A 24,747-nucleotide genomic window follows, 5' to 3' on the forward strand; every position below is an offset into this window, starting at 1 on the left:
GCGATCGACGGATATAGCCTATGCCTTCAATGACGATGCGCCTGGGCCGTGGCCAGTTTTGCTTATCCTCCTGGAGGACTTCATGAGCGAGACCGGTGCCACGGCAGGCCGTCAGACCAGCTCGACTCCCCATGCGTCCCAGGGCGATTCGGCTCAGAACCTGAAAAGCAGCGCCACCCTCACCCGCCTCAAGGAGCAGATGCGTACCAGCCCCTTGGTGGTCCTGCTCGTCGCGGGCGCGGCGTGTGTCGCCCTGGTGGCGGCGCTTTTCATGTGGGCGGGCAGTCCCGACTACCGCGTGCTCTACAGCAACCTCAACGAAGCGGACGGTGGGCGCATCATCGCCGAGCTCGATAGCCGCGCCGTGCCCTATCGCTTCAGCGAGGGCGGCCAGGCTCTGATGGTGCCCGCCGACCAGGTCCATATGCTGCGCCTGCAACTGGCCGAGCAAGGCCTGCCCCGGGGCGGCAACCTGGGGCTTGAACTGATGGACAACCAGGCCTTCGGCATCAGCCAGTTCGCCGAGCAGGTCAACTTCCAGCGCGGGCTCGAAGGCGAGCTCGCCCGCTCGATCGAGTCCCTGGGCCCGGTCGAGCGCGTGCGCGTGCACCTCTCCATGGCCAAACCCTCGGTGTTCATTCGCGACCGCGAGCCCGCCAAGGCCTCCGTGGTGCTCACCCTGCTGCCGGGCCGGGTGCTTGGCGAAGGCCAGGTGAGCGCCATCGTCCACATGGTCTCGAGCAGCGTTCCCGAGCTCTCCGCCGAAGACGTCACCGTGGTGGATCAAAGCGGCCGACTGCTCTCCGCCAAGTCTGCCCAGGGCAACGATCTCGACGGCACCCAGCTTGCCTACATCACCGAAGTGGAGCGCTCCTACCAGCAGCGCATCGAGAACATCCTGGCGCCGATCCTGGGCAGTGCCAACGTGCGCGCCCAGGTCGCCGCCCAGATCGACTTCTCGCGCCGCGAGCAGACCTCCGAACGCTACGGCCCGAACCAGGCGCCCAACGAGGCGGCGGTGAGAAGCCGTCAGACGAGCCTCGCCTTCGACGGCGAGGATCCGCTCGCCACGGGCATTCCCGGGGCGCTGAGCAACACGCCTCCGGGGGCTGCGCCCTCGCCCATCGATCAGCCTGGCGAAGGTGCCGATGGCGAAGAGGCTCCCGACAACGCGCTCACCAACCTGCGCCAGGACGACGTGGTGAACTACGAGGTCGACCGCAGCATCGAGCACGTCCAGCAGCGCCTGGGCCAGGTACAGCGCCTGACGGCGGCGGTGGTGGTCAACTTCAAGAGCGTGGTCAACGCCGAAGGCGAGACCGAACAGGTCGCGCTGACGCCGGAGGAACTCGCCCAGCTCGAGCGTCTCGTCCAGCAGGCGATGGGCTTCTCGACGGTACGCGGCGACCAGATCGAAGTGGTCAACACGCCCTTCGTGCGCACGAGCGAACTCGAGGACGACACCCCCTGGTGGCAACGCCCAGGCATGCTGTCGCTGGCCTCGACCCTGGGCCGCTACCTGATGGTGGGCCTCGTCGCGCTGCTGCTGTATCTGCTGATCCTGCGTCCGCTGATCAAGCGCTACACCCAGGTGCCGCCAGCCGCCGAGCCGAATGTCGCGGGCAGCACCTTCCGAGTGAGCGTGGGTGACGACGACGAGGAGATCGAGCAGGCCTCAGGCGCCGAGGAGGACGACACCTATGCCGCGCGTCCCAAACGGCGGCGCAAGACCTCGCTGTACGAGAACAACCTGCGCGACCTGCAGGACATGGCCCAGGACGACCCCCGCATGGTCGCGATGATTATCCGCAGCTGGATGAATGCCAATGACTAGCGCCATCGACCAGATGAGCGGCGCCCGCAAGAGCGCCATCCTTCTGCTGACGCTCGACGAGGACAGCGCCGCCGAGGTGTTCAAGTATCTGAACGCCAGCGAGGTGCAGGCCATCAGCATGGAGATGGCCCAGCTCAACCAGATTTCCCACGAGGACATGAAGGCGGTGCTCGAAGCCTTCCATCGCGAGACCGACGAGTTCGTGGCGCTCAACCTGAACTCGAGCGACCATATTCGTTCGGTCCTGACCAAGGCGCTGGGCAGCGAGCGCGCCTCGAGCCTGATCGAGGACATTCTCGAGAGCACCGGCAACAACTCCGGCATCGATGCGCTGAATCTGATGGAAGCGTCGATGGTGTCCGAGCTGATCCGCGACGAGCATCCGCAGATCATTGCCACCATCCTGATCCATCTCGAGCGCAACCAGGCTGCCGACATCCTCGAACTGTTCGAGGAGAAGCTGCGCAACGACGTGGTGCTGCGCATCGCCACCTTCAGCGGCGTCCAGCCCGCCGCACTTCAGGAACTGACCGAAGTGCTCACCGGCATGCTCGACGGCCAGAACCTCAAGCGCAGCAAGATGGGCGGCGTGAGGACCGCTGCCGAGATCCTCAATCTGATGAACTCCTCCCTGGAGGAGGTGGCGATCGAGACCGTGCGCGCCCACAACGAGGATCTCGCCCAGAAGATCATCGATGAGATGTTCCTGTTCGAGAACCTGCTCGACCTGGACAACCGCGCCGTACAGCTGGTGCTTCAGGAGGTCGAGACCAACTCGCTGGTCATCGCCCTCAAGGGCGCCCAGGAGGCGCTGGTCGAGAAGTTTTTGCGCAACATGTCCCAGCGTGCCGCCGACCTGGTGCGCGAGGACATGGAGGCCCGTGGCCCGATCCGCGTCTCCCAGGTGGAGACCGAGCAGAAGGCCATCCTTCAGGTGGTACGCCGTCTGGCCGACTCCGGCGAGATAGTCCTGGCCGGCGGGGACGACGAGTATGTCTGACGCCCGCCCGAGCGAGTACGACCGCCACGGCCAGTGGCGACGCTGGCAGATGGACGAGCTCGGCGACGACGCGTTTCGCGCCGATACCCAGGCAATGAACGCGCATCAGCGCAAGGTGGTCGCCGCCGCCAAGGCCGCCGAGCAGGCGCGTCAGCGCGAGCAGCAGCAGCGCGAGGCCATCGTAGAGCGCGCTCGCCAGGAGGCCGAGCAGGCGGGCTTCGACAAGGGCCGCGAAGAGGGCCACACGCAGGGGTACGAGCAAGGTCTGAAAGAGGGTCGCAGTGAAGCATTGAGCACCCTGGACGACCAGGTCCGCCAGGCCGTCGCGCCGGTAGAGGCGTTGGCCCGTCAGTTCGCCGAGGCGCTCGAGCGCGTCGACGACACCATCGCCGACGATCTGGTGGAACTCGCCATGATGGTCGGGCGTCAGCTGGCGCTGGATACCCTGGCCGAGCGCCCGGAGCGTATCCTCGAGCTGGTGCGCGAGCTGCTGCATACCGAACCGCCGCTGGTGGGCCAGCAGCGGCTCTGGCTCAACCCCGAGGATCACGCCCTGGTGCAGGAGCACCTGGGCGCGGAGCTTGGCGCGGCCAACTGGGCACTGCAGCCCGACGATCAGCTCGCCCGCGGCGGCTGCCGGGTGACCAGTGCCCAAGGCGAACTCGATGCCACTTTCGAGAGCCGCTGGCAGGCGGTGGCCGCCCAGATGCGCCGGCGCCACAAGCCGACCGACACCGGGCAGGACGAGGCATGACCACCGCCACCGCCCACACCCAGCGCTGGCGCAAGGCGCTCATGCGCACCACGCGCCGGGTAAGCCTGCTGCCCAACTACCGGCGCAGCGGGCGCGTGGTGCGCGCCACCGGCATGGTGATCGAGGTCGTGGGCCTTCAGGTCGCCGTGGGCAGCGCCTGTCGCATCGAGCTGCCCGGCGCCGATGGGCGCCTCGGCGAGAGCGCGCATCACGCCGAGGCGGAAGTGGTGGGCTTCTCCGGCGACAAGCTGTTTCTGATGCCGCTCGAAGAGATCTCCGGTCTGATGCCTGGCGCGCGCGTCTCGCCGCTGGTGGACGGCGCCGGCCACAGCGCGCGGCGCTTTCCCGTCGGCGAGGAGCTCCTGGGTCGGGTACTCGACGGCAACGGCAACCCGTTGGACGACCGTGAAGGCATCGACGAAGTGCCGCGCGCCACGCTGCACACCGCGCCGCTCAATCCGCTGTCCCGCGCCCCGATCGACACCCCGATCGATGTCGGTATCCGGGCGATCAACGCGCTGTTGAGCGTCGGCAAGGGCCAGCGCATGGGCCTGTTCGCCGGCTCCGGCGTGGGCAAGTCGGTGCTTCTGGGCATGATGGCACGCTACACCCAGGCGGACGTCATCGTGGTCGGCCTGATCGGCGAGCGCGGTCGCGAGGTGCAGGACTTCATCGACAACATTCTCGGCCCGGAGGGGCGGCGGCGCTCGGTGGTGGTCGCGGCGCCAGCGGATACCTCGCCGCTGCAGCGCCTGCAGGGCGCGGCCTACGCCACGCGCCTGGCCGAAGGCTTTCGCGACAGCGGGCGCAACGTGCTGCTGATCATGGATTCGCTGACCCGCTACGCCATGGCCCAACGCGAGATCGCACTCGCCATCGGCGAGCCGCCGGCGACCAAGGGCTACCCGCCGTCGGTGTTCGCCAAGCTCCCGGGGCTGGTCGAGCGCGCCGGTAACGCCGAGCGCGGCGGCGGCTCGATCACGGCGTTCTACACCGTGCTCACCGAAGGCGACGACCAGCAGGACCCGATCGCCGACTCCGCCCGGGCGATCCTGGATGGCCATATAGTGCTCTCGCGCAGTCTCGCGGAGGCGGGCCACTACCCGGCCATCGACATCGAAGCCTCGATCAGCCGGGCGATGAACGCGGTGGCGACCGACGAGCAGATCAATCGGGCGCGCACCTTCAAGCAGCTCTTTTCGCGCTACCAGCGCAACCGCGACCTTATCAGCGTGGGCGCCTACAGCCCGGGCCATGACCCGAGGCTCGACGAGGCGGTGAATCTCTTTCCGGAGCTCGAGCGATTCCTTCAACAGCGCATCGACGAGCGCGCGACGCTCGAGGCGTCACGACAGGCACTAGCGAACGTGGTGGGAGGCTAAATGCGTCATTCACAGCTCGATATACTGACCGACCTTGCCCGGGATGCCCGCGACCAGGCCGGAAAGCTTCTGGCCGAGGAGCGCCAGAGCCAGCAGCAGACCCAGACCCAGCTCGACTCGCTCAGCCGCTACCGCGCCGAGTATGCCGAGCGGCTGCAAAAGGCGATGCGCGAAGGGATCGACCCGGCGACCATGTTCAACTACCAGCAATTTCTGGCCTCGCTCGACGCCGCACTCAGCCGCGCGCGCCAGGCGCTGACCGCACAGCAAAAGCGCGTCCAGCAGAGCCAGCAGCACTGGCAGCAGGAGCAACGCAAGCTCTCCTCGTTCGACACGCTCACCTCGCGCCGGCTGCTCGAGGAGCATCGCCGCCAGGAGCGCGCCGATCAGAAAGCCAACGACGAGTTCGTGACCGGCCAGAGCGCTCGCCGCTCGCCGGATCGACCGCAGTAACAAAAGGCCATCGCCATGAATGTATCGCTTCTGCTGTCCGCCTCGTCGAGCCTGTCCGGCCCGCGCGCCGCGCAGACCGACGCAGGCGCCACACCGAGCGCTCCGAAAGGCTTTCAATCCGCGCTGCGCCAGGCCTTCGACCTTCGCGGTGACGCGCCCAGCGAGTCAGCAGCCCCCGACTCGGAATCGCTCGACGCATTTCGCGATGCCCTGGCGGCGCTGGAGGTCGATGTCGAGGCTCTCGATGACGCCTCGCTCGAGGCACTCTATCACGCCACCGAAGAAGCGCTGAGCGCTGCTGCCGAAGGTAAGCCGATGGCCGAGGCCTTCGGCGATCTGCTGGCGGCGTTCGGTGGATTGGGGTCCAGCGCCCAGCCGCTCGCTTCGCGCGACCTCGTTTCCACGCTGCCGAGCACTCGGACCCAAGGCACTATCTTGGCAGAGACCATCGCGACAGATACCGACACGACCGATGCCGGCGCGCTCGGCCCACTTGGCTCATCGAAGGCTACGCCTCTCGACGAAGTCACTTCGCGCCTGGCGCTGATGGCGAGCTTCAACGCCCCCTCGAGCAGTCCCGCGTCCGGTGAGGCAGAGGCGGCACTGAAGGAGACCACGACCAGGATACTCGCTGCCCTGGCCGCACTGCGCGGCGAGCCGGCGCGGGATATGCCGACCCAGGGCCTGCCTTCGACCGGCGAGGTGCGTACGCTCCAGACCGCCCCCGCCGCCTTCAGTCAGCCACCGCTGACGCTCTACGGTCTTGCTCAAACAGCGGTCCTTGCGACCGGTGGGGAATCGATGCCGGTCGCACCGATACCCGGCGCCAGCGAGATGGCGCCTCTCGCCCAGGGCATGGGGCAGGTACTGCCGAGCGGCGCCGAGGCGCCGATGCCGGGCAGCGCGCAGGCTACGCCTGCGGCGGCACCCGCGACCGCCATCGCCACGCCGGTCACCCACCCGGGCTTTGCCGAGAAGCTTGGCCAGCAGCTGATTCAGCTCACCCAGCGCGGCGGCGAGCAGCACGTCAAGATCGAGCTTCACCCCGCCGAGCTTGGTCCGCTGTCGATCTCCCTGAAGATGGGCGAGCACGGCACCCAGGCGCAGTTCTTCTCGGCGCATGCCCAGGTTCGCCAGGCCATCGAGCAGGCCATTCCCCAGCTGCGTGAGGCGCTCGCCGAGCAGGGCATCGCGTTGGGCGACACCTCGGTCGGCCAGCAGAACACCTCCGATCGGGAGGCGTTTGCCCAGACGGGCGGCTCGGCTCAAGGCGGGGCAAGCTCGGCCGATGATGATGTAGAAGGAGTGGCCCCGACCCCGGCAAGCGTCGTGCTTGACGGGCGGGTCGATCTGTACGCTTGAAGCCCGTCACGGGCTTCTTCACACTCGCCGCCCGCCGCGGCTAAACCGAAAGATAGGCGCTCCCAAGGAGCCTGTTCATTTCTTCAGCGGCTGGCGTATTAGGCATAATGCATGGCATTCGTCATGCGCAAGGATCATGGGATTAGTCAATGGCAGAAGCAAGCAGTGGATCCAGGAAACTGCTCTGGATAATGATCGTGCTGGTCGTGCTCTCGTCGCTGGGCGCGGCCGCGGCGATCTACATGGTGCTGGGCCATGGCAACGGGGGCGAGGCCGGACAGACCCAGGTGGCCGCCAAGCCGGAGCCGCCCGTGTTCGCGCGCATCGAGCCCTTCACGGTCAACCTGTCGGATGACCGCTACGGTTCGCGCCTGCTCTACACCGGCATCACGCTGCGGGTCGGCGACGAGCAGAGCAAGAAGATCATCGAGGAGCACATGCCCCAGGTGCGCAGTCGCCTGCTGATCCTTCTATCCGGCAAGCAGGCGAGCGAGCTCACCTCCGTCGAAGGCAAGGAGGCGCTCGCCCAGGCGATCATCGGCCGGCTGAACGTGCCGCTCGTCGAGAACCAGCCGCCGCTCGATCTTCAGGAAGTGCTGTTCACCGATTTCATCGTGCAATAACCTCGGGCGCGGGAGCCGTTCATGTCACAGGACGATCTACTGTCCCAGGAAGAAATCGATGCCCTGTTGAAAGGGGTGAGTGGAGACGACGAGCCCGCCGGGGGCTCGTCGCCTGCCGCGAAGGACGAGCAGCGCATTCGTCCCTACGATCCGGCCACCCAGCATCGGGTGATCCGCGAGCGCCTGCATGCGCTGGATTTCATCAACGAGCGCTTCGCGCGCTATTTTCGCAACGGCCTGTTCAACCTGATTCGGCGCAGTGCCGACATCACGGTGGAGTCGGTGCGCTACCAGAGCTTCAGCGAGTTCTCGCGCAACACGCCGGTGCCCACCAACCTGAACATCGTATCGATGAAGCCGCTGCGCGGCTCGGCCCTGGTGGTGTTTCCGCCGAACCTGGTGTTCATGGTGGTGGACAACTTGTTCGGCGGCGACGGTCGCTTCGTCACCAAGTCCGATGGGCGCGAATTCACCAATACCGAGCAGCGCATCATCCAGCGCCTGCTCAATCTGGCGATCGATGCCTACCAGGAAGCCTGGAAGGTGGTCTATCCGCTGGAGGTGAGCTACCTGCGCTCAGAGGTGCAGTCGAAGTTTGCCAACATCACGAGTTCTCCCAACGAGATCGTGGTGAACACCAAGTTCAACATCGAGGTGGGCAATCTTTCCAGCGGTTTCCAGATCTGCATGCCCTACGCCATGATCGAGCCGCTGCGCGACCTTCTGGCCAACCCGATCAACGATAGTAACCACGACCACGACGGCACCTGGTCGCGGCGCATGGCCGGCGAGATCCGCCAGTCCGAGGTGGAGCTGATCGCCGAGTTCGCCCGGATTCCCAGCCGCATCGCCCAGGTGATGGGCCTCAAGAAGGGAGATGTCCTGCCCATGGAGATCCCCGGCACCGTGACGGCCAGCGTCGACGGCGTGCCCGTCATGGAGTGCGAGTACGGCAGCCAGCGCCAGAACCGCGCGCTGCGCGTGCTGCGCCTGATCGATCACGGCGCCATGAACAACGCGTCCTCGAAGGACTTCATCAAGGGGTCGACGCGACGCCAAGCCAAGGAACCAACCCATGACTGATCCCAACAAACCCGATCAGCCCATTTCCGACGACGATTGGGCCAGCGCCATGTCGGAACAGGCCCCCGAGGGCGATGCCGCTGAAGAGGACCCCTGGGCGGCGGCGATGGCCGAGCAGGAAGCCGCCGAGCAAGCGGAGGACGATCCGACCCCGGAACCCGAACCGCCCGTCGCCAAGGCAGCGAGCGAGGAGCTGTTTCGTCCGCTGAGCGGCGAAAGCGGTGCCACGGCGGCGCGCGATCTCGAAATGATCATGGATATCCCGGTCAAGCTCACCGTCGAGCTCGGGCGTACCAAGCTGACCATCAAGCAGTTGCTGGAGCTGGCCCAGGGCTCGGTGATCGAGCTCGAGGGTCTGGCCGGCGAGCCGATGGATATCCTGATCAACGGCTATTTGATCGCCCAGGGCGAGGTGGTCGTGGTGGAGGACAAGTACGGCATCCGCATCACCGAGATCATCACCCCCTCCGAGCGCATCCACAAGCTCAACCGATGAGTGTCGCCACCACGTCGGCCGAGTCGATCGATGCGCTGGGGGGCGATGCCTTGATGGGCATGGCCGCGCTCGGCAAGACCGCGGCGGCGCTGGCCCTGGTCATCGCCATCATCTTGCTGTGCACGGCGGCCCTGAAGCGGGTCCAGCAGCAGCGCTTCGACAGCGGCGCGCGGCTCAAGGTAGTGGGCTCCACGGCGGTGGGAGGCCGCGAGCGCGTGGTCGTCGTCGAGATCGAGGACACCTGGCTGGTGGTCGGCGTGAGCGGCGGGCGCATCACCAAGCTGCACGAACGCCCGGCGCCGGCCGACCGCCCGGTTGTCTCGCGCGAGGCGAGCGCCGGTTTTTCCCAGCGCCTGGCGAAGGCGCTGGGAAAACGCCCCTCGAAGCCCGGCCCGCCTTCCACGTCATGAGAAACGCCATGCTCTTCCCCCGACCCCATCACGGGTGGCTCGTCCTCGTCCTGCTGACGCTCGTTTGCCTGGCGCTGCCCGCCCAGGCCCAGACCCTGCCGGGCTTCGTCTCCCAGCCGCTGGAGGATGGCGGCCAGCAGTGGTCGCTGTCGCTGCAGACGCTGCTGCTCTTGAGCTCGCTGGCCTTCTTGCCGGCGATGCTTCTGATGATGACCAGCTTCACGCGCATCATCATCGTGCTGAGCCTTCTGCGTACCGCCATGGGCACCCAGGCCACGCCGCCCAACCAGGTACTGCTGGGCATCGCGCTGTTTCTGACGTTCTTCATCATGTCGCCGGTGCTCTCCCAGGTGTACGACACCGCCTGGCAGCCGCTCTCCACCGAGGCGATCAATTTCGAGGAGTTCCTGGTGCGCGCCCAGATTCCCTTTCGCGAGTTCATGCTGGCCCAGACCCGTGAGCCGGATCTCGCGCTGTTCGTGCGCCTGGCCGACGTCGGGCCGATGCAGGGGCCGGAAGAGCTGCCCATGCGCGTGCTACTGCCGGCCTTCGTGACCAGCGAACTGAAGACCGCCTTCCAGATCGGCTTCACCATCTTCATTCCGTTTCTGATCATCGACCTTGTCGTGGCCAGCACTCTGATGGCGCTGGGCATGATGATGGTACCGCCGGTGACCATCTCGCTGCCTTTCAAGCTGATGCTGTTCGTGCTGGTGGACGGCTGGCAGCTGATCATCGGCTCGCTCGCCGAAAGCTTCTACATGCTCTAGTTCCACGCTAACGGTATCCGACGAGGAGCCCCATGACCCCCGAAACCGTAATGAGCATCGCCTACCAGGGCATGCGCCTGACCCTGTTCATGGGCGCGCCGGTGCTGCTGGCGGCCCTGTTCACCGGCCTGATCATCAGCCTGTTCCAGGCCGCTACCCAGATCAACGAGATGACGCTGACCTTCATCCCGAAGATCCTGGCGGTCTTTGCGGTCCTGGTGCTGGCCGGCCCCTGGCTGATCGGCTTAATCACCGACTTCACCTATCGTCTGTTCGTCAACATTCCCAGCATGGTGATGTAGCGTGGTCGAGGTCACCTTCGCCCAGCTCCAGGCTTGGCTCGTGGCCTTTCTGTGGCCCTTCGTGCGCATCACCGCCTTCATGGCGGTCGCGCCGCTCTGGGGGCATTCGAGCATTCCCAATCAGGCCAAGGTCGGGCTGGCCGCGCTGGTGGCCGTGGCAATCACCCCTTTGCTGCCCGCCATGCCCGGCGTGCCGCTCCTCTCCTGGGCGAGCCTGGGTATCATGATCGAGCAGTTGCTGATCGGCCTTGCGATCGGGATGGTGATGCACATCGTCTTCGCTGCAGTGCAGGCGGCCGGGGAGTTCATCGGGCTGCAGATGGGCCTGGCCTTCGCGAGCTTCTTCGACCCCTCCAGCGGCACCAACATCATGGTGCTGTCGCGCATTCTCTACATGATCACGCTGCTGCTTTTCCTGGCACTCAACGGCCACCTGATGGTGCTGGAGACGCTGGTCATGAGCTTCCAGACGCTGCCGGTGGGCTTTGGGGGCCTGAACCCCAATGCCTTCGAGCTGCTCGCCCGCTACGCCGGTACCATCTTCGCCTCGGGCATGCTGCTGGCGCTGCCGCTGGTGGCCTCGCTGCTGATCATCAGCCTGTCGCTGGGCATCCTCAACCGCTCGGCGCCGCAGCTCACCGTGTTCAATATCGGCTTTCCCACCTCGCTCACGGTGGGGCTGGTGCTGTTGATGGTGTTGATGTCCGACATCGGGCGCTTTCTGCAGCCGCTGTTCAGCCAGGGGCTGGCGTTCATGCAGAGCCTGATCGAGGTCATGGCGACCCCCTGACGAAAACGCCGCTTCCCGAAGGGGAAGCGGCGTCGGGCCTCGGCGAGAGCCGAGGTGGACTACCTGGGGTGCACTACATATAGTTGAACAGCGACATGCTCTTCATTTCGACGAAGGTACGCTGGGAGGCTTGCAGGCCGACCTGACGCAGGCTGTACTCCGAGATCGCCTCGGCGTAGTCCAGATCGACCAGATCCGACAGCGTCTGGGCATAGTTCATCATGCGATTGCTGCCCACCGCGTCGATGACGTCCAGCTCATTGAGCCGGGCGCCTGCGGAGGCGCGCACGGTGAGCACGTTGTCCAAGGCGTTGTCCAGCTCGCGCATCGACGTGTTCAGCGTGTTACGCAGCGCCGCCTTTTCCGTATCGGTGCCGGCGGGATTTTCCAGCACGCCGATCACGGCTTCCAGCGTCTTGAACAGATCCGCCGGCTGCTCGGCGCTTCCGGCCCGCGCCACGCTGATCGCATCCCCCTCGGCGGGGGTGCCAGTCAAGGTCAGACTCACGCCGCCAAAGGCGATCTGCTGGCCCTCGCCCGTATACTCGCCAGAAGCAAGTTCTCCTTCGGGCCCGTCCACGCGATAGACAAATCCCTCTCCTGCAGCGTTCTCCTCGAACCGGACGGTAAAGCTCGCTCCGAAGCTCGCATCCGAAGAATCCTTGACCGACAGGCCGGAGAACGTGACGTTTCCGGTATTGTCTGGATTCGCCTTGGCGATATAGCTTGCATTGCTCGCCACGCTCTGGAAGATCGCTTGACCGCTTTCGGCGACCGGCATGCGACGCGAGGCATCGACCTGCTGCTCCCGCGCCGAAGCGTCGCCCCGATACTCGACGACGCCGCTGTCATTCTTGAAAAACGGCGGGGCGTCATCCTTGTACCCACCGAACAGGTGCCGGCCGTTGCCGTCGGTGGCATTGGCCTGCCCGATCAGCGTCTCGTAGACGCCCTTGAGTTCGCTGGAGATCGACTGACGGTCGGCGTCGCTCAAGGTATCGCTCGAGGCCTGGACCAGCAGCGTCTTGGCGCGGGTCACCGCGTCGCTGACGCTATTGAGCACGCTCTCGGTCTGGGCGAGGGAGTTGCGGGCAGAGACCCGCGAGTTCGTGTACTGCTCGTTGATCGCCATGGACTGGTCGACCCCTACCGCGCGCGCGGCGGCCTGCGGATCGTCGGACGGGTTGACGACCTTGCGCCCGCTGGCGATCTGCTGGCCGACCCGCAGGAAATCGCTCTGCTGGCGATTCATCGAGGCGGTGCTCTGCTCGAACATGGTGACGCTGCTAATACGCATACTCGACGCTCCTCACTCAGCCGCGCAGGTTCAAGATGGTGTCCATGATCGTTCCGGCGGTATCGATCACGCGGGCATTGGCCATGTAGTACTGCTGGTAGCGGATCAGGTTGGCCGCTTCCTCGTCCAGGTTCACGCCGGACTCCGACTGCTGCACGGCGCGCAGCTGATCGGTCAGCCCCTGGCGCGCATCGAGATTGACCTGGGTGATGTTGGCGCGATTGCCCACGTCGCTGACGATGGAGGCGTAGGCCGAGCTCACCGAAGAGACACCGCCGACCACGCGCTTGCCCTGCAGCTCCTGCAGCGCCAGCGCATTGCGGTTGTCGCCATTGGCGGAAATGATGTTCTGGCTGACCGTCAGCGTGGCGGTGTCGTCCTCGCCCGGCAGTGTATCGAGGGTGAAGCTCACGCCGTCGATGGTGATCTCATCGCCGGCTTCGAGCACGGCATCGTCGGCGGTCGGGTCGAAGGCATTGCCGTTGACCCGCACGCTGGCCTGCGGGCTGACGCTCAGCTTGCCGTCGTCGCTCACCTGCAGCTCGTAGCGCTTGTTGGCGGAGAACGCCGTCGGCGAAGAGGTCAAGCCACTGACGTCGAGGTTGCCGCTGCGGGTGAGGGAGTTGAGCGGGCTGGCCCCGGTCCCGTCGAAGCCAGCGTCCGCCGCCGCGATCTTGTCGATATCGGTGATCGCCACCTGCATGCCGTTGCCGGCACGGCGCACGGGCTGAACTTCGAAACGGTCACCCGCTTCGGGCGCTGCATCGAAGGTCATGCGTATGCCGCCGAAACGCAGCTCGCCCTCACTCCAGGCTTGTTGGTCGAAGTCGACGCTCTGGCCGCTATCGTTGCGGGTCACGATGGGCGTGACACTTCCTGCTTGCTGCGTAAAGCGCACGGTATAGTCGGCCGCGCGCAGATCATCGATGGCGTCGACATCGAAGGCGATCGTGGCGACATCGGTCTCGTTGCCCGGATAGCTGTAGACCCGGGGAGCGCCAACGCTGAAGAAATCCTCGCCTCGCTCGCCGTTGAGATCGACACCCTGCTTGTGCTGCTCGTTGAAGGCCACCGAGAGCGATACGGCCAGCTGGCCGATCTGATTCTGGGTCTTGTCGAGGGTTTCCGAACGGAAGCTCATCAGACCACCGAGCGCGCCGCCCTTGATTGCCCCTTCGTCGAGCTTCACCAGGTTGCCGCCCCCGTCGCGGTAGCCCACGATGGTACGCTGCGGATCGTGGTCCGCCTGAGTGGCTTCGAGTTTGAACGTATTGGTGCCCGTGACCAGCGGCTGTCCGTTGGGCAGGCTGATGTTGTAGGTCTTGCCATCCTGAATGTTCAGGCGAAGATCCATGCGCTCGTTGAGTTCGGACACCAACTGATCGCGCTGGTTGAGCAGACCATTGGGGGCCTCACCGGTGCGCGCACGCGCCAGCGAGATCTCCTTGTTCAACCCGGCGATCTGATCGAGCGTGTTGTTGATCTGGGTGACTTCATCCTTGATCTGGCTATTGACGTTTTCCTGCATGTCCTGCAGATAGCCGTCGAAGGAGCGAAACTGTGCGCTCAGCGTGTTGGCGGTACCGAGTACCCCTTGGCGCGCCGCAGGATCCGACGGCGCACTGGCGATATCCTCGAGGGAGGAAAAGAACCCTTGCATCAGCGGCGACAGCCCTGCGGCACGGTCGGCCAGCAGGTTGTCGATCTGCGAGATCTGATTGTTGTAGGTCTGCAGAGCGCTTGACTGGGTCTTGGCACTGTTGAGCTGGTTGGCAACGTAAGTATTGAACTGACGCTCGATGGCATCCACGCGCACGCCACCGCCCACACCCGCTTCGCTGAGCTTGGGTAGCTCGCGGTTGAAACCAGGCGTGAACAGGTTGCTGATATTGTTGCTGGTGGCGCTCAGGGCGTTCTGCGCCGCGTTGAGACCACTCAAGCCGGTCGAAAACATGCTCATAGTTCAATTCCTCAAGCCGATGCCCTATCTATCGGCGGTCGGCGGTGAAACTTGAATGGCTCAACGCGTATCGGCTAGAAAATTCTGCGCGACAGGTAGCGGCCCCAGCGTATTCATCACCGCCACGAGCTTGTCGGCGTAGCGCGGGTCGGTGGCGTAGCCGCCGCGCTGGAGCGCGTGGGCCGCCTGGATGGCGTTGGGTGCCTCGACCACGCCTTGGTAGCGCGGGTTGTTGCCGATCAGGTTGGCGTAGTCAGTGAAGGCGTGCTCGAAGGAGTCGTACACCCGGAACGTGTCCACCATCTGGGTGCGCCGCCCGTTGAGGTATTCATGGGTGACGATGTCGGTGGTCTCGCCCTTCCAGTGGCTGCCCGCCTTGATGCCGAACAGGTTGTGGCTGTTGTGGCCCGTCTGGGTGGCGATCTCGTGGCGACCCCAGCCGGTCTCGAGCGCCGCCTGGGCGAGAATCAGCTCGGCAGGGACGCCGCTGGCTTGGCTTGCCGCTTGGGCCGGCTGGGCCAGCGTGGCCATGAATCGCTTCACATGATCCGGCGCGTTCGGGTTGATGACCGGCGCACTCATCGTGGCAGCGGCCTCCTGCTCGACGCCGGTGGCGACCCTGGACTTGCGGATCGCCTCGAGCTCCTGCAGAAAGCGTCCATTCTGATGGCCGACTGTGCCAGGCGGCTGGAGCGGATCGTCCAGCACCCGCGGGGTGCCGCGGGGGATACCGGCGATCAACGCCTGCAGCTCGTCATCGCCCTGGGTTGCGCCCTTGATCGCCCCTTGGCGCTGTAGCTGCTCGACGAGCACGTCGGCAAGGCCGATGCCTTTACCGGCGATCACCTGCGACCACTGCTGGTCGAGCATCTGCTGGTAGGTATCACCAGCGCTGCTGTTCATCAGATTTGAGGAGGGAATCGCCTCGCGCATGCTCTTCATCATCATCTGCACGAACAGCGCCTCGAACTGCTGGGCCGCCTCGTGGGCCCCGCCTTCCGGGTCGACGCGGGCGTTGTGCTGCATGCGCTGGAAACCGCTCATATCAAAAGCGAACTGGCTGCTCATGTCGTTCACGCTCATCAGATCACCTCGAGCTCGGCGCGCAGCGACCCGGACGCCTTGAGCGCCTCGAGGATCGACATCAGGTCCTGGGGCGTGGCACCGAGAGCGTTAAGGGCGTTGACCACGTCGGTCAACTGGGCGCCTTCGACGATCTGCAGGTAGGCCTCTTGCTGGTTGATGTCGATATCGGCATCCGGCACGACCACGGTCTGACCCTGGCCCAGCGGCGCAGGCTGGCTGACGCCGAACTGGCTATCGATGACGATCGACAGGTTGCCGTGGGCGACGGCGGCCTGGCGCAGCGTGACGGCGCTGTTCATCACCACGGAGCCTGTGCGCGAGTTGAGCACCACCCGGGCCGGGGCCTCCATGGGCGTGACCTGGACGTTCTCGACCCGGGCCATGAAATTGACCCGTGAGTTGGCGTCCATCGGCCCATCGAGGGCGATCACGCCGCCGTTGCGCGCGTAGGCGACCGACTGGCCGAACTCGCCGTTGATCGCGCTGACCATGCGCTGGGCGGTGCCGAAGTCCGGGGTGTTCAACTGAAGCTCCAGCAGGCCGCCGTTGCCGCCCAGATTGAGCGCCACTTCTCGCTCCACCAGCGCTCCACCGGGGATGCGCCCGGCCGCCTGCTGGTTGATCTGTACGCTGCTGCCGCCGGCCTGGGCCCCGGCGCCGCCGACCAGCATGTTGCCCTGGGCGATGGCGTAGGTATCGCCGTCGGCGCCCTTGAGCGGGGTCATCAAGAGCGTGCCGCCACGCAGGCTCCTGGCGTTGGCGATGGAAGAGACGACGATGTCCAGGCGCTGGCCCGGTCGTGCGAACGGCGGAAGGTCTGCCGTCACCATCACGGCGGCGACGTTACGCAGCTGAAGATTGGTGCCCGGCGGCACGCTCACGCCGAGCTGGGAGAGCATGTTGGTCAGGCTCTGGCTGGTGAACGGTGCCTGGGTGGTCTGGTCACCGGTGTTGTCGAGCCCCACCACCAGGCCATAGCCGACCAGCTGGTTGTCGCGCACGCCGGCGAAGTTTGCGAGCTCGCGCACCCGTTCGGCGAAGGCGCCCTGGGCTACCAGGCTCAGGACGACGAGGGCGACGAGCTGCATCGCGCGTCGTCTCATCGCTTTGACGTTCCAGATTGAAGCCATGCGGTGTCTCATCCCAAGCGCCTAGAACGGCGACACGTTGAGGAAGAAGCGCTGCAGCCATCCCATGTGCTGCGCCTCGTTGATGTAGCCGTCGCCCACGTACTCGATGCGCGCATCGGCGACCTGATTCGACGGCACAGTGTTGGCCGCCGTGACCGTCTGCGGGTTGACCACGCCGGAGAAGCGAATGAACTCGGTACCCTGGTTGATCGCGATCTGCTTCTCGCCACGCACCCGCAGGTAGCCGTTGTTGAGCACTTCCAGTACCGACACGGTGATGGTCCCGGTCATGGTGTTGTTGGCCTGGGTGCTGCCGCTGCCGGCAAAGATGTTGTCGCCCGCCACGTCGAACCCGTAATCCTCGAGAAAGTCGATGATCTCGGGAATCTGGGCGATATCGAGCGAGGCCGAACCGCTGCGGTTGGCGCTCGACTGCGAGGTCTGACTGGCGCTCACCTGCTCGTTGAGCACGATGGTCAGGATGTCACCGATCGCCCGGGGCCGGCGATCCTCGAACAGCGGGTGATAGCCGCGCCGCGCCTGGTAGATGGAGCCGTTGGCCACCGCCGGCGGCCGGTCGATGATATTGATCTGCTCCTGCTCGCCGACCACCGAGGCGCGGGGAATCTGCGCGCAGCCAGCGGCCAGCAGAATGAAGAGCACCACCGCCAGCTGGATGAGGCGACGAAAGAGAGCATTTTTAAGCATCGTACGACCTGTATGAAAATCGATCGGCGGGATCAGAGCTGACTCAATCGTGCCAGCATCTCGTCGCTGGTGGAGATCGCCCGACTGTTGATCTCGTAAGCGCGCTGGGTCTGGATCATGTTGACCATCTCCTCGACCACGTTGACGTTGGAGGTTTCCACGTAGCCCTGGAAAAGACGCCCTGCCCCGTTGTTGCCGGGAATGTTCTGGTTCGGTGCACCGGAGGCACCGGTCTCGAGATACAGGTTGCCGCCGATGCTCTCGAGGCCTGCCGGATTGATGAAGGAGGTCAGCGTGATCTGGCCCACATCGGTATCCTGGGCGACGCCTGGCTGGCGTACGCTCACCGTGCCATCCTCTCCGATGCCGACGGAGAGGGCGTTGGGCGGCAGGAAGATCGCCGGCTCCAGCGGATAACCGTTGGCGGTCACCATCTGGCCGTTCTCGTTGAGCTGGAAGCTGCCATCACGGGTATAGCCGATGGTGCCGTCGGGCAGCAGTACCTGGAAGAATCCTTCACCGTTGATGGCCAGGTCGCGCGAGTTGCTGGTCTGCTCGAGCCCACCCTGGGTATGCAGGCGCTCGGTGGCCACGGCGCGCACGCCGGTACCGACCTGCATGCCCGAGGGCAGCCGATCCTGAATGTTGTTCTGGGCGCCGGGCTGGCGCATGTTCTGGTAGAGCAGATCCTCGAACACCGGGCGCGAGCGCTTGAAGCCGTTGGTGCTGACGTTGGCCAGGTTGTTGGAGATGACGTCGAGCTTGGTCTGCTGCGACTCGAGCCCCGTTTTTGCCGTCCATAACGACTTGATCATGGTGAGTGTCCTTTAATCGGGCGGCTGGGGTCAGCCCTGGAGTGAAAGCATGCTGTTGGCGCGCTGGGCGTTTTCGTCGGCATTGCTGAGCACGCGCATCTGCATGTCGTAGCGGCGCTGCACGTCGATCATCGACACCATGGCGTCGATGGCACTGACATTGCTGCCCTCGAGTGCGCCGCTGACCAGCCGCGCTGCCTCGTTGGCAGGCAGTACGCCGGGTTCGCCGGCGTCGTTCAGCGGTGCGCGGAACAGGCCATCGTCGCCGCGCGTAAGCGTCGGCTCGTCCGGGGTGACCAGCTTGATGCGTCCGACATCCACCAGCGCGTTGGGGCCTTCGCCCTGGGGAATCGCGCTGATGGTGCCATCGGCACCGATGGAGATCTCGGCGCCCTGGGGGAGTGCGATCGGACCGCCCTCGCCCATCACCGGCCGCCCCAGGTTCAGGAGTACCCCGTCGCTGTCGAGCTGCAGATCGCCGCGCCGGGTATAGGCCTCGGTGCCGTCCTCGGCGAGTACCGCAAGCCAGGCACCATCCTGCATGGCGACATCGAGCGTGCGCCCGGTGAAGTCGACCGGCCCCTGGGAGAAGTCGCTTCCCGGCGTGGTCGCCACCGCCGAGACGCGGGTATCGAGTGGGCCCGCGCCCTGCACGGGGACCGAACGCGCCGCCTGCAGCTGGGCGCGAAACCCCACCGTCGAGACGTTGGAGAGGTTCTGGATCACCACCGACTGCTGGTCCATGGCGTTCTTGGCACCGCTCATGGCGGTATACAGCATTCTATCCACGCGCTACTCCCTCCCGGTGGCGCCGCTCATCACAGGTTGATGATGGTCTGCAAAAGCTCGTCCTGGGTGCTGATGGTCTGCGAGTTCGCCTGGTAGGAGCGCTGGGCAATGATCATGTCGACCAGTTCCTGAGCCAGATCCACATTGGAGGTTTCAGTGGCACCCGCCTGGATCATTCCGACCAGTCCCGTACCGGGTGCGTTGATCAGCTCCTGGCCGGAAGCTGCCGTGGCTGTCCAGAGGTTGTCGCCCCGCGGGTTCAAGCCTTCGGGATTACGGAAGCTGACCAGCGCGATTTGTCCTGATGCGCGCGACTGCTCGTTGGAGTAGTTGCGCATGATGGTGCCATCGTTTTCGATGGTGATGCCCACGAGCGAGCCGGAAGCATAGCCGTCCTGCACCGTGTTATTGACGGTGGAGTCGTTGGCGAACTGCGTCGACCCTTCGAAGCTGACACCGACGTTCAGTGCCGCGAACGGGTTATCGCCCCCGAACTCGGGCGCTCCCGCCGCGCCATCCAGGGAAAAGGTCGTGGCGCCGCCGCCGGCCAGCGTTCCGTTCTGGTTGAACGTCAGCTCGCCCAGCTCGACGGCGTAGGTACCACCGCCAGCCGGGCCACCGGAGATCTGGCCGTTGACATTCCACGCGTTCGGAGCGGTCTTGGTAAAGTAGAGCGACAGGTTTCGAGCATTGCCTTGCGAATCGAATACCGTGGCATTCGTCGAGTAGTTGTACGTGTTGGCATTTCCGGCGTCGAAGTCGGCGGTGATGACCGGCTGACCCGCATTCAGGTTCAGTGATATGTCGAGCTGCGAGGTCGCGTTGGCCTGCAGGTCGCCGGGCGGTACCTGCATGGGCTGAACGTTGCCGCCCGCCTGCACGTTGCCTTCGGCATCTGCCGGGTACCCCATGATCTGTGCGCCCTGCGCATTGACCAGGCGGCCATCTGCGGTCATCGTCAGTTGGCCATTACGTGAATAGCCGATTTCGCCGTTGACCTGCTGGAAGCGGAAGAAACCCTCGCCCGCAATCGCCAGATCCATGTTGCGCGAAGAGGATTCGACGTTGCCCTGGCTGAAGTCCTGCATGACCGCAGCGTTGCGTACCCCCAGACCAATACGCGACTGTGCGTAGACGTCGGCGAACTGAACGCTGGTGCTCTTGAAGCCCACGGTTTGCGAGTTGGCGATGTTGTTGCCGATGGCGCCCAGTTTTTCGCGCTGTGCGTTCAAACCGCTGAGTGCTTGAGAGAAGCTCATGATGTTTCCCTACCAAAAGAGTGTTAAGCGAACAATCAAAGGATCTGCTTGATCTGATCGAGGGCTACCTGGCCGTAGACCGCCCCCAGGTCGAGGCGTACGTCGCTGCCGCCGTTGCCGGGCGATACGCCCTGGACCAGCGCGTAGTTCAGCGCACGCGACTCGAGCAGCTCGCCCTCGGCGTCGACCGCTCTGAAGTTGACGTTGTAGGCCCCGGCCGGCACGGCGGTACCGTCGTTGTTCAACCCGCCCCAGCTGAAGGATTCGACGCCGGCCTTCACCGGCCCCAGCTCGCGGGTGTAGACCACCTCGCCGGATTGACTGGTGACCGTCACAATGACCTGCTCTGCAGGCTCATCGAGCTCGATGCCGAACGGCGTGGCGTAGCTGCCGTTGTCCGCATCGGAGCTGACCATCACGTTGTTCCCGGGCACCAGCACGGCCTTGTCGATCAGCCCCGCCGCCTGCAGTGCACGCCCGGCGTCCATCTGCTGAGTAATGCCGTTCAAGGTGTCGTTGAGCTGCTCGATACCGCTGACGGTATTGATCTGGGCCAGCTGCGAGGTCATTTCCGCGTTGTCCATCGGATTGAGCGGATCCTGGTTCTGCAGCTGGGTGATCAGAAGCGTCATGAAACTGTCGCGCATTTCCTGGGACTGGCTCGGCGACAGGTTCACCTTGCCGGCATCTGTACCGTTGACACTATTGATCACGCTGGAATCGATATTCATGGCTAGCCCTCACCGAGCGATAGCGTCTGGATCATCATCTGTTTGGTGGTGTTGAAGACTTCCACGTTGGCCTGGTAGGAGCGCGACGCGGAGATCATGTTGACCATCTCGTGCACCGGCTCGACGTTGGGCTTGGCCACGTATCCGTCTTCGTCCGCCGCCGGGTGGCTCGGCAGGTACTCGAGGCGCAGGGGGGCGTCGTCCTCCACCACCTCGGTGACGCGCACGCCGCCGACGCCATAACGGTTGTTCTGCGCCTGGGTCTGGAACATCACCTGCTTGGCGCGATAGGTCTCGCCATCGGGGCCGGCGATACTGTCGGCATTGGCCATGTTGCTGGCGGTTACGTTCATCCGCTGAGCCTGGGCGCTGAGCGCGGAGCCCGCGATATCGAAGGCTGAAAACATCGACATGAGTTACTGAATCTCCTCGCCGGGTTATTCCGGCTGCATCGCGTTCTTGAGCCCTTGAATGCGGCTGTTCATGATCGTCAGCGCCGCCTGGTAGCGAACGGCGTTGTCGGCGAACTGGGTGCGCTCGCGATCCATGTCCACCGTGTTGCCATCGAGACTCGGCTGGTCGGGAATGCGGTAGAGCAGGTCCGTCTGGGCGCCCTGCCAGGCCGGGCCTTGCGCGGCGATATGGCGCTCGGACGTCCGCGACAGCGCCACGCCACCTTGCTGGGACGACTGGCCGGCCTTGACCGCCTTTTGCAGCTCGCTGGCGAAGTCGATGTCGCGCGCCTTGTAGTTCGGCGTATCGGCATTGGCGATATTGGCCGCCAGCACTTCGTGGCGCGCCTGGCGAAGGCCGAGGGCACGCTGATGGATATTGAACGCTGAATCGAGATGATCGAACATGCCGTCCCCCGCAGGCTGAGAGGCAAAGATAATTCGGAAATTTCTGAGGGTGCATGATAGGCAAGTGTCCCTGCGCCTAAAGCATGGAACAAATGCCTTTTCACCCAGCATTTCGCATGATGCCCGAGGGTCTTTTGCATTAGACTCCTGCCCACTACCCCCTCTCTTTCGATCGAGCGACCGCCATGCTTGCCCCTTCTCTTCGCGCGTTCCGCTGCCTGCCGTTCCACTTGTGCTACCTGCTGGTGATCGCGCTGAGCCTGGCCGCGACCCAGGCGCGGGGCGACGATCCCTCGCTGATCGAAGCGGTGCAGGGCTTTCTCTACCAGCAGGCACAGCCGCTGGGTCAGGAAGTGATGATCGACGTCTCGCCCCCCTCCGCCCACCTGCCTGCTTGTATCGCGCCGGAGCCCTTCTTCCCCAACGCTCGGCAGGCGCCGATCGGTCGAGTATCCGTAGGTGTTCGCTGTGGCGAGGGGCGCCGCCAGGTACGCTACCTGCAGGCCCAGGTGGACGTCGTCGGAAGCTACATGGTCGCCGCCCAGGACATTCCTCGCAAAGCGCTGATCACCCAGGCGATGATCACCCAGCGCCAGGGCAATCTGGGCGACCTGACGGCCAACGCCTTGACCGACGAAGATGCTATCATTGGCAAGGTGGCTCAGCGCCCACTGCGCCAGGGAGAAGTCTTCCAGGCGCACGCGCTCCAGACGCCGGACCTGGTGGAACGCGGCCAGCGCGTCACGGTCTCGGCGCAAGGCCCTGGCTTTCGCGTGACGCGCGAGGGTGAGGCGCTCGAAAGCGGCGGGGAAGGCGCGCGCATTCGGGTTCGCTTCGATACGCGCGAGCTGGTCACCGCGCGCGTGACCCGAGAGGGCGCCTTGGTCGTGGATTTTTGAGCCGGCACCTAAAGTCCAGGTCGGTGATGCCGATACTCTTCATAACGGCAAAGAGCCATGGCGTTCATAGCGCTGCAACGTTGACGACGAGGCCTACAACGTGAAAATCGACAATCATAATCCGCTGCTGCGTACACATCCGACGCAGCAGCGTGAAGAAACCCAGAAGGTCGGCGGCGCCCAGTCGTCGCCGGAAGGCAACACCACGCGCGAAGCGACCCGTCTGAGCCAGATGCACATGGACGATTCCCAGGATATCGACATGGCACGCGTCGAGGAGATTCGCGATGCCATCCGTGAAGGCCGTCTCGAGATTCGCGCCGACCGTATTGCCGACAGCCTGATTGCTCAACTGAAAGAGTGACCCTGCCATGAGCCTTTCCCGCCTGCTTTCCGATCAACACCAGCGCCTCGACGAGCTTTTTGACCTGCTCTCGCGCGAACAGGTGCAGTTGACCAAAGGCGAGATCGATGGCGAGGAACTCGCCGGTATCGCCGAAGCCAAGCAGACGCTTCTGCAGGCGCTCGAACGGATGGAAACGCTGCGCCGTTCGACGCAGCGGCGGCTGGGCTATAGCGACGATACCGATGGCGCCCGTGAGGCGGCCAGGGACGCAGGCTGCCAATCCGACTGGGAGTCGCTTCTCGACAAGAGCGAGCGCGCCGCGCGCATGAATGCGCTGACGGGCCAGATGCTATCGGTACGCATGAAGCACAATCAGGACATGCTGAGCTATATCCAGCAGATTGCCGAAAAGACGCTTTACCAGCCCAACGGGCGCAACAAGGCGCAATCCAGCCGCCTCAATACCTCTGCCTGACCCGCCGCTATCTGCTTTTCCGTGTAACGCGTTACATCTTCAAACACGCCGAATCTGCCAGACCCACTATGCTTAATCCTGTTCTTTCGACAGGAGGCTTTTGCATGCTGGATCACCTACCCGACGGTTTTACCGCGCTGGTCACTGGTGCTGGAGGTGGCATCGGGAGCGCCGTGGTGGAGGCACTTCTGAACTCGCCTCGCGTGGGCCAGCTACTGGCCGTCAGTCGTACCGAAAGGGCCTATGGCGACGAGCGCGTCACTCCCATCACGGCGGATATCACTACCGAGGAAGGCATCGATACCGTCGCCCGCGCCCTCGAAAATCATCCACTCCATCTGCTGTTCAACGGTGTCGGCACTCTGCACGATCATGAGCATGATATAGCGCCGGAAAAGCGCCTGGAACAGTTCGACGCCAGCGCTTTCGCCCGGGTCATGCATGTCAACGCGGCCACACCGCTACGGCTGCTGGCGGCATTGAACGGCTCGCTCAAGGGCTCTCATCCCTGCATCGTCGCCAGCCTCTCCGCTCGGGTCGGGTCGATCGGCGACAACGGTTTTGGCGGCTGGTACAGCTACCGGGCGAGCAAGGCGGCCCATAACATGCTGATGAAGACCGCTGCCATCGAGCTGGCCCGCATCAACTCACAGGCTATCGTCCTGTGCCTTCATCCGGGCACCACCGACACATCGCTTTCCCGCCCGTTCCAGGCACGCGTTCCCGAGGACAAGCTCTTCACACCGGCCTTCGTCGCCGAGCGCCTGCTGGCCGTGATCGACCAGCGATGTCCCGAGGATACCGGCAGCTTCTGGGACTGGGCAGGAGAGCCCATCGAGTGGTGATGCGCGTTGCCTTCGAATCTCGAATTCCAGGCATAAAAAATCCCCCGCCTCGAGGAGACGGGGGATTTTTCGGAGAGGTGCCTGACGATGACCTACTCTCGCATGGGGAGACCCCACACTACCATCGGCGCGTTGCGGTTTCACTTCCGAGTTCGGCAAGGGATCGGGTGGTTCACGCAGGCTATGGTCGTCAGGCGTAACTGTCAATGTACATCATGCTGGGCGTGTTTCGTGGCGTCTCTGCCGAGCGTTCTCGGCACGTATCCGGTGTTCTTTCATTCGTTGTCA

The 24,747-nt window shown here is 64.5% G+C and carries 28 protein-coding genes and 1 rRNA gene; 17 read left to right on the forward strand and 12 right to left on the reverse strand.

Annotated features, from left to right (window positions below; all coding sequences use genetic code 11):
• Positions 1–82: 82 nt before the first annotated feature.
• From fliF to fliR, 13 genes are all read left to right on the forward strand, one after another.
• A complete protein-coding gene (gene fliF, locus GEV37_RS05155; protein ID WP_227389157.1) occupies positions 83–1,834 on the forward strand; it encodes a flagellar basal-body MS-ring/collar protein FliF in 1,752 nt (583 codons plus the stop codon).
• Positions 1,827–2,834 carry a flagellar motor switch protein FliG gene (gene fliG / locus GEV37_RS05160; protein ID WP_227389158.1) on the forward strand — a complete coding sequence of 336 codons (1,008 nt, stop codon included), beginning with the start codon at positions 1,827–1,829 and terminating at the stop codon, positions 2,832–2,834. The genes fliF and fliG overlap by 8 nt, the downstream gene beginning before the upstream one ends.
• On the forward strand, positions 2,827–3,588 hold the full coding sequence (gene fliH, locus GEV37_RS05165; protein WP_227389159.1) for a flagellar assembly protein FliH: 762 nt from the start codon (positions 2,827–2,829) through the stop codon (positions 3,586–3,588). Before fliG ends, fliH begins: the two co-directional genes overlap by 8 nt.
• Entirely contained in the window at positions 3,585–4,970 is a 1,386-nt protein-coding gene (gene fliI, locus GEV37_RS05170) for a flagellar protein export ATPase FliI (protein ID WP_264477655.1), read from the forward strand. Before fliH ends, fliI begins: the two co-directional genes overlap by 4 nt.
• A complete protein-coding gene (gene fliJ / locus GEV37_RS05175) occupies positions 4,971–5,423 on the forward strand; it encodes a flagellar export protein FliJ (RefSeq protein WP_227389160.1) in 453 nt (150 codons plus the stop codon).
• A 15-nt stretch (positions 5,424–5,438) separates the two neighbouring features.
• Positions 5,439–6,785 (forward strand): flagellar hook-length control protein FliK, encoded by a 1,347-nt coding sequence (locus GEV37_RS05180; protein ID WP_227389161.1) that lies wholly within the window; start codon positions 5,439–5,441, stop codon positions 6,783–6,785.
• 149 nt (positions 6,786–6,934) lie between these two features.
• The gene (fliL, locus tag GEV37_RS05185; RefSeq protein ID WP_227389162.1) at positions 6,935–7,408 is read left to right on the forward strand and encodes a flagellar basal body-associated protein FliL; all 474 of its coding nucleotides are present in this window, start codon (positions 6,935–6,937) and stop codon (positions 7,406–7,408) included.
• Between the two features lie 21 nt (positions 7,409–7,429).
• A complete protein-coding gene (gene fliM / locus GEV37_RS05190) occupies positions 7,430–8,491 on the forward strand; it encodes a flagellar motor switch protein FliM (protein WP_227389163.1) in 1,062 nt (353 codons plus the stop codon).
• Complete coding sequence (fliN, locus tag GEV37_RS05195; RefSeq protein WP_227389164.1) at positions 8,484–8,987, forward strand: flagellar motor switch protein FliN; 504 nt, start codon at positions 8,484–8,486, stop codon at positions 8,985–8,987. Before fliM ends, fliN begins: the two co-directional genes overlap by 8 nt.
• Positions 8,984–9,397, forward strand: coding sequence for a flagellar biosynthetic protein FliO (gene fliO / locus GEV37_RS05200; protein WP_227389165.1), 414 nt, complete (start codon positions 8,984–8,986; stop codon positions 9,395–9,397). Before fliN ends, fliO begins: the two co-directional genes overlap by 4 nt.
• Before the next feature lie 8 nt (positions 9,398–9,405).
• Positions 9,406–10,167 carry a flagellar type III secretion system pore protein FliP gene (fliP, locus tag GEV37_RS05205; RefSeq protein WP_227389166.1) on the forward strand — a complete coding sequence of 254 codons (762 nt, stop codon included), beginning with the start codon at positions 9,406–9,408 and terminating at the stop codon, positions 10,165–10,167.
• 32 nt (positions 10,168–10,199) lie between these two features.
• Positions 10,200–10,469 carry a flagellar biosynthesis protein FliQ gene (gene fliQ, locus GEV37_RS05210; RefSeq protein WP_227389167.1) on the forward strand — a complete coding sequence of 90 codons (270 nt, stop codon included), beginning with the start codon at positions 10,200–10,202 and terminating at the stop codon, positions 10,467–10,469.
• 1 nt (position 10,470) lies between these two features.
• Positions 10,471–11,259, forward strand: a complete 789-nt coding sequence (fliR, locus tag GEV37_RS05215; protein WP_227389168.1) for a flagellar biosynthetic protein FliR — start codon at positions 10,471–10,473, stop codon at positions 11,257–11,259.
• Positions 11,260–11,332: 73 nt separating this feature from the next.
• Here the strand turns inward: fliR and flgL are convergent, their stop codons facing one another.
• Genes flgL through flgB form a run of 11 tightly spaced genes read right to left on the reverse strand, consistent with a single transcriptional unit; the run spans position 11,333 to position 21,894 of the window.
• Positions 11,333–12,556: a flagellar hook-associated protein FlgL gene (gene flgL / locus GEV37_RS05220; RefSeq protein ID WP_227389169.1), complete on the reverse strand. Its 1,224-nt coding sequence runs from the start codon at positions 12,554–12,556 to the stop codon at positions 11,333–11,335.
• A 16-nt stretch (positions 12,557–12,572) separates the two neighbouring features.
• On the reverse strand, positions 12,573–14,516 hold the full coding sequence (gene flgK / locus GEV37_RS05225) for a flagellar hook-associated protein FlgK (protein ID WP_227389170.1): 1,944 nt from the start codon (positions 14,514–14,516) through the stop codon (positions 12,573–12,575).
• A 60-nt stretch (positions 14,517–14,576) separates the two neighbouring features.
• Positions 14,577–15,599: a flagellar assembly peptidoglycan hydrolase FlgJ gene (gene flgJ / locus GEV37_RS05230; protein WP_227389171.1), complete on the reverse strand. Its 1,023-nt coding sequence runs from the start codon at positions 15,597–15,599 to the stop codon at positions 14,577–14,579.
• Positions 15,599–16,705, reverse strand: coding sequence for a flagellar basal body P-ring protein FlgI (locus tag GEV37_RS05235; RefSeq protein ID WP_386111246.1), 1,107 nt, complete (start codon positions 16,703–16,705; stop codon positions 15,599–15,601). The genes flgJ and GEV37_RS05235 overlap by 1 nt, the downstream gene beginning before the upstream one ends.
• Positions 16,706–16,753: 48 nt before the next feature.
• Entirely contained in the window at positions 16,754–17,440 is a 687-nt protein-coding gene (locus GEV37_RS05240) for a flagellar basal body L-ring protein FlgH (RefSeq protein ID WP_227389172.1), read from the reverse strand.
• A gap of 32 nt (positions 17,441–17,472) precedes the next feature.
• Entirely contained in the window at positions 17,473–18,255 is a 783-nt protein-coding gene (gene flgG / locus GEV37_RS05245; RefSeq protein WP_227389173.1) for a flagellar basal-body rod protein FlgG, read from the reverse strand.
• A 30-nt stretch (positions 18,256–18,285) separates the two neighbouring features.
• Complete coding sequence (locus tag GEV37_RS05250; RefSeq protein WP_227389174.1) at positions 18,286–19,044, reverse strand: flagellar basal body rod protein FlgF; 759 nt, start codon at positions 19,042–19,044, stop codon at positions 18,286–18,288.
• 29 nt (positions 19,045–19,073) lie between these two features.
• Positions 19,074–20,303 carry a flagellar hook protein FlgE gene (flgE, locus tag GEV37_RS05255; RefSeq protein ID WP_227389175.1) on the reverse strand — a complete coding sequence of 410 codons (1,230 nt, stop codon included), beginning with the start codon at positions 20,301–20,303 and terminating at the stop codon, positions 19,074–19,076.
• A 35-nt stretch (positions 20,304–20,338) separates the two neighbouring features.
• Positions 20,339–21,034: a flagellar hook assembly protein FlgD gene (locus GEV37_RS05260; RefSeq protein WP_227389176.1), complete on the reverse strand. Its 696-nt coding sequence runs from the start codon at positions 21,032–21,034 to the stop codon at positions 20,339–20,341.
• Positions 21,035–21,036: 2 nt separating this feature from the next.
• The gene (flgC, locus tag GEV37_RS05265) at positions 21,037–21,447 is read right to left on the reverse strand and encodes a flagellar basal body rod protein FlgC (protein ID WP_227389177.1); all 411 of its coding nucleotides are present in this window, start codon (positions 21,445–21,447) and stop codon (positions 21,037–21,039) included.
• A 24-nt stretch (positions 21,448–21,471) separates the two neighbouring features.
• Positions 21,472–21,894, reverse strand: coding sequence for a flagellar basal body rod protein FlgB (flgB, locus tag GEV37_RS05270; RefSeq protein WP_227389178.1), 423 nt, complete (start codon positions 21,892–21,894; stop codon positions 21,472–21,474).
• Between the two features lie 185 nt (positions 21,895–22,079).
• Between flgB and flgA the strand changes: the two genes are divergently transcribed.
• From flgA to GEV37_RS05290, 4 genes are all read left to right on the forward strand, one after another.
• Positions 22,080–22,793, forward strand: a complete 714-nt coding sequence (flgA, locus tag GEV37_RS05275; RefSeq protein ID WP_227389179.1) for a flagellar basal body P-ring formation chaperone FlgA — start codon at positions 22,080–22,082, stop codon at positions 22,791–22,793.
• A gap of 100 nt (positions 22,794–22,893) precedes the next feature.
• Positions 22,894–23,157, forward strand: coding sequence for a flagellar biosynthesis anti-sigma factor FlgM (flgM, locus tag GEV37_RS05280; RefSeq protein WP_227389180.1), 264 nt, complete (start codon positions 22,894–22,896; stop codon positions 23,155–23,157).
• Positions 23,158–23,164: 7 nt separating this feature from the next.
• Positions 23,165–23,614, forward strand: coding sequence for a flagella synthesis protein FlgN (locus tag GEV37_RS05285; protein ID WP_227389181.1), 450 nt, complete (start codon positions 23,165–23,167; stop codon positions 23,612–23,614).
• Between the two features lie 104 nt (positions 23,615–23,718).
• Positions 23,719–24,459, forward strand: a complete 741-nt coding sequence (locus tag GEV37_RS05290; RefSeq protein WP_227389182.1) for an SDR family NAD(P)-dependent oxidoreductase — start codon at positions 23,719–23,721, stop codon at positions 24,457–24,459.
• Positions 24,460–24,538: 79 nt separating this feature from the next.
• Here the strand turns inward: GEV37_RS05290 and rrf are convergent.
• Positions 24,539–24,654: ribosomal RNA gene (gene rrf, locus GEV37_RS05295) — 5S ribosomal RNA — on the reverse strand.
• Positions 24,655–24,747: the final 93 nt, after the last annotated feature.

Source organism: Vreelandella malpeensis (genome assembly GCF_020622355.1).
In the GTDB taxonomy this organism is placed as follows: domain Bacteria; phylum Pseudomonadota; class Gammaproteobacteria; order Pseudomonadales; family Halomonadaceae; genus Vreelandella; species Vreelandella malpeensis.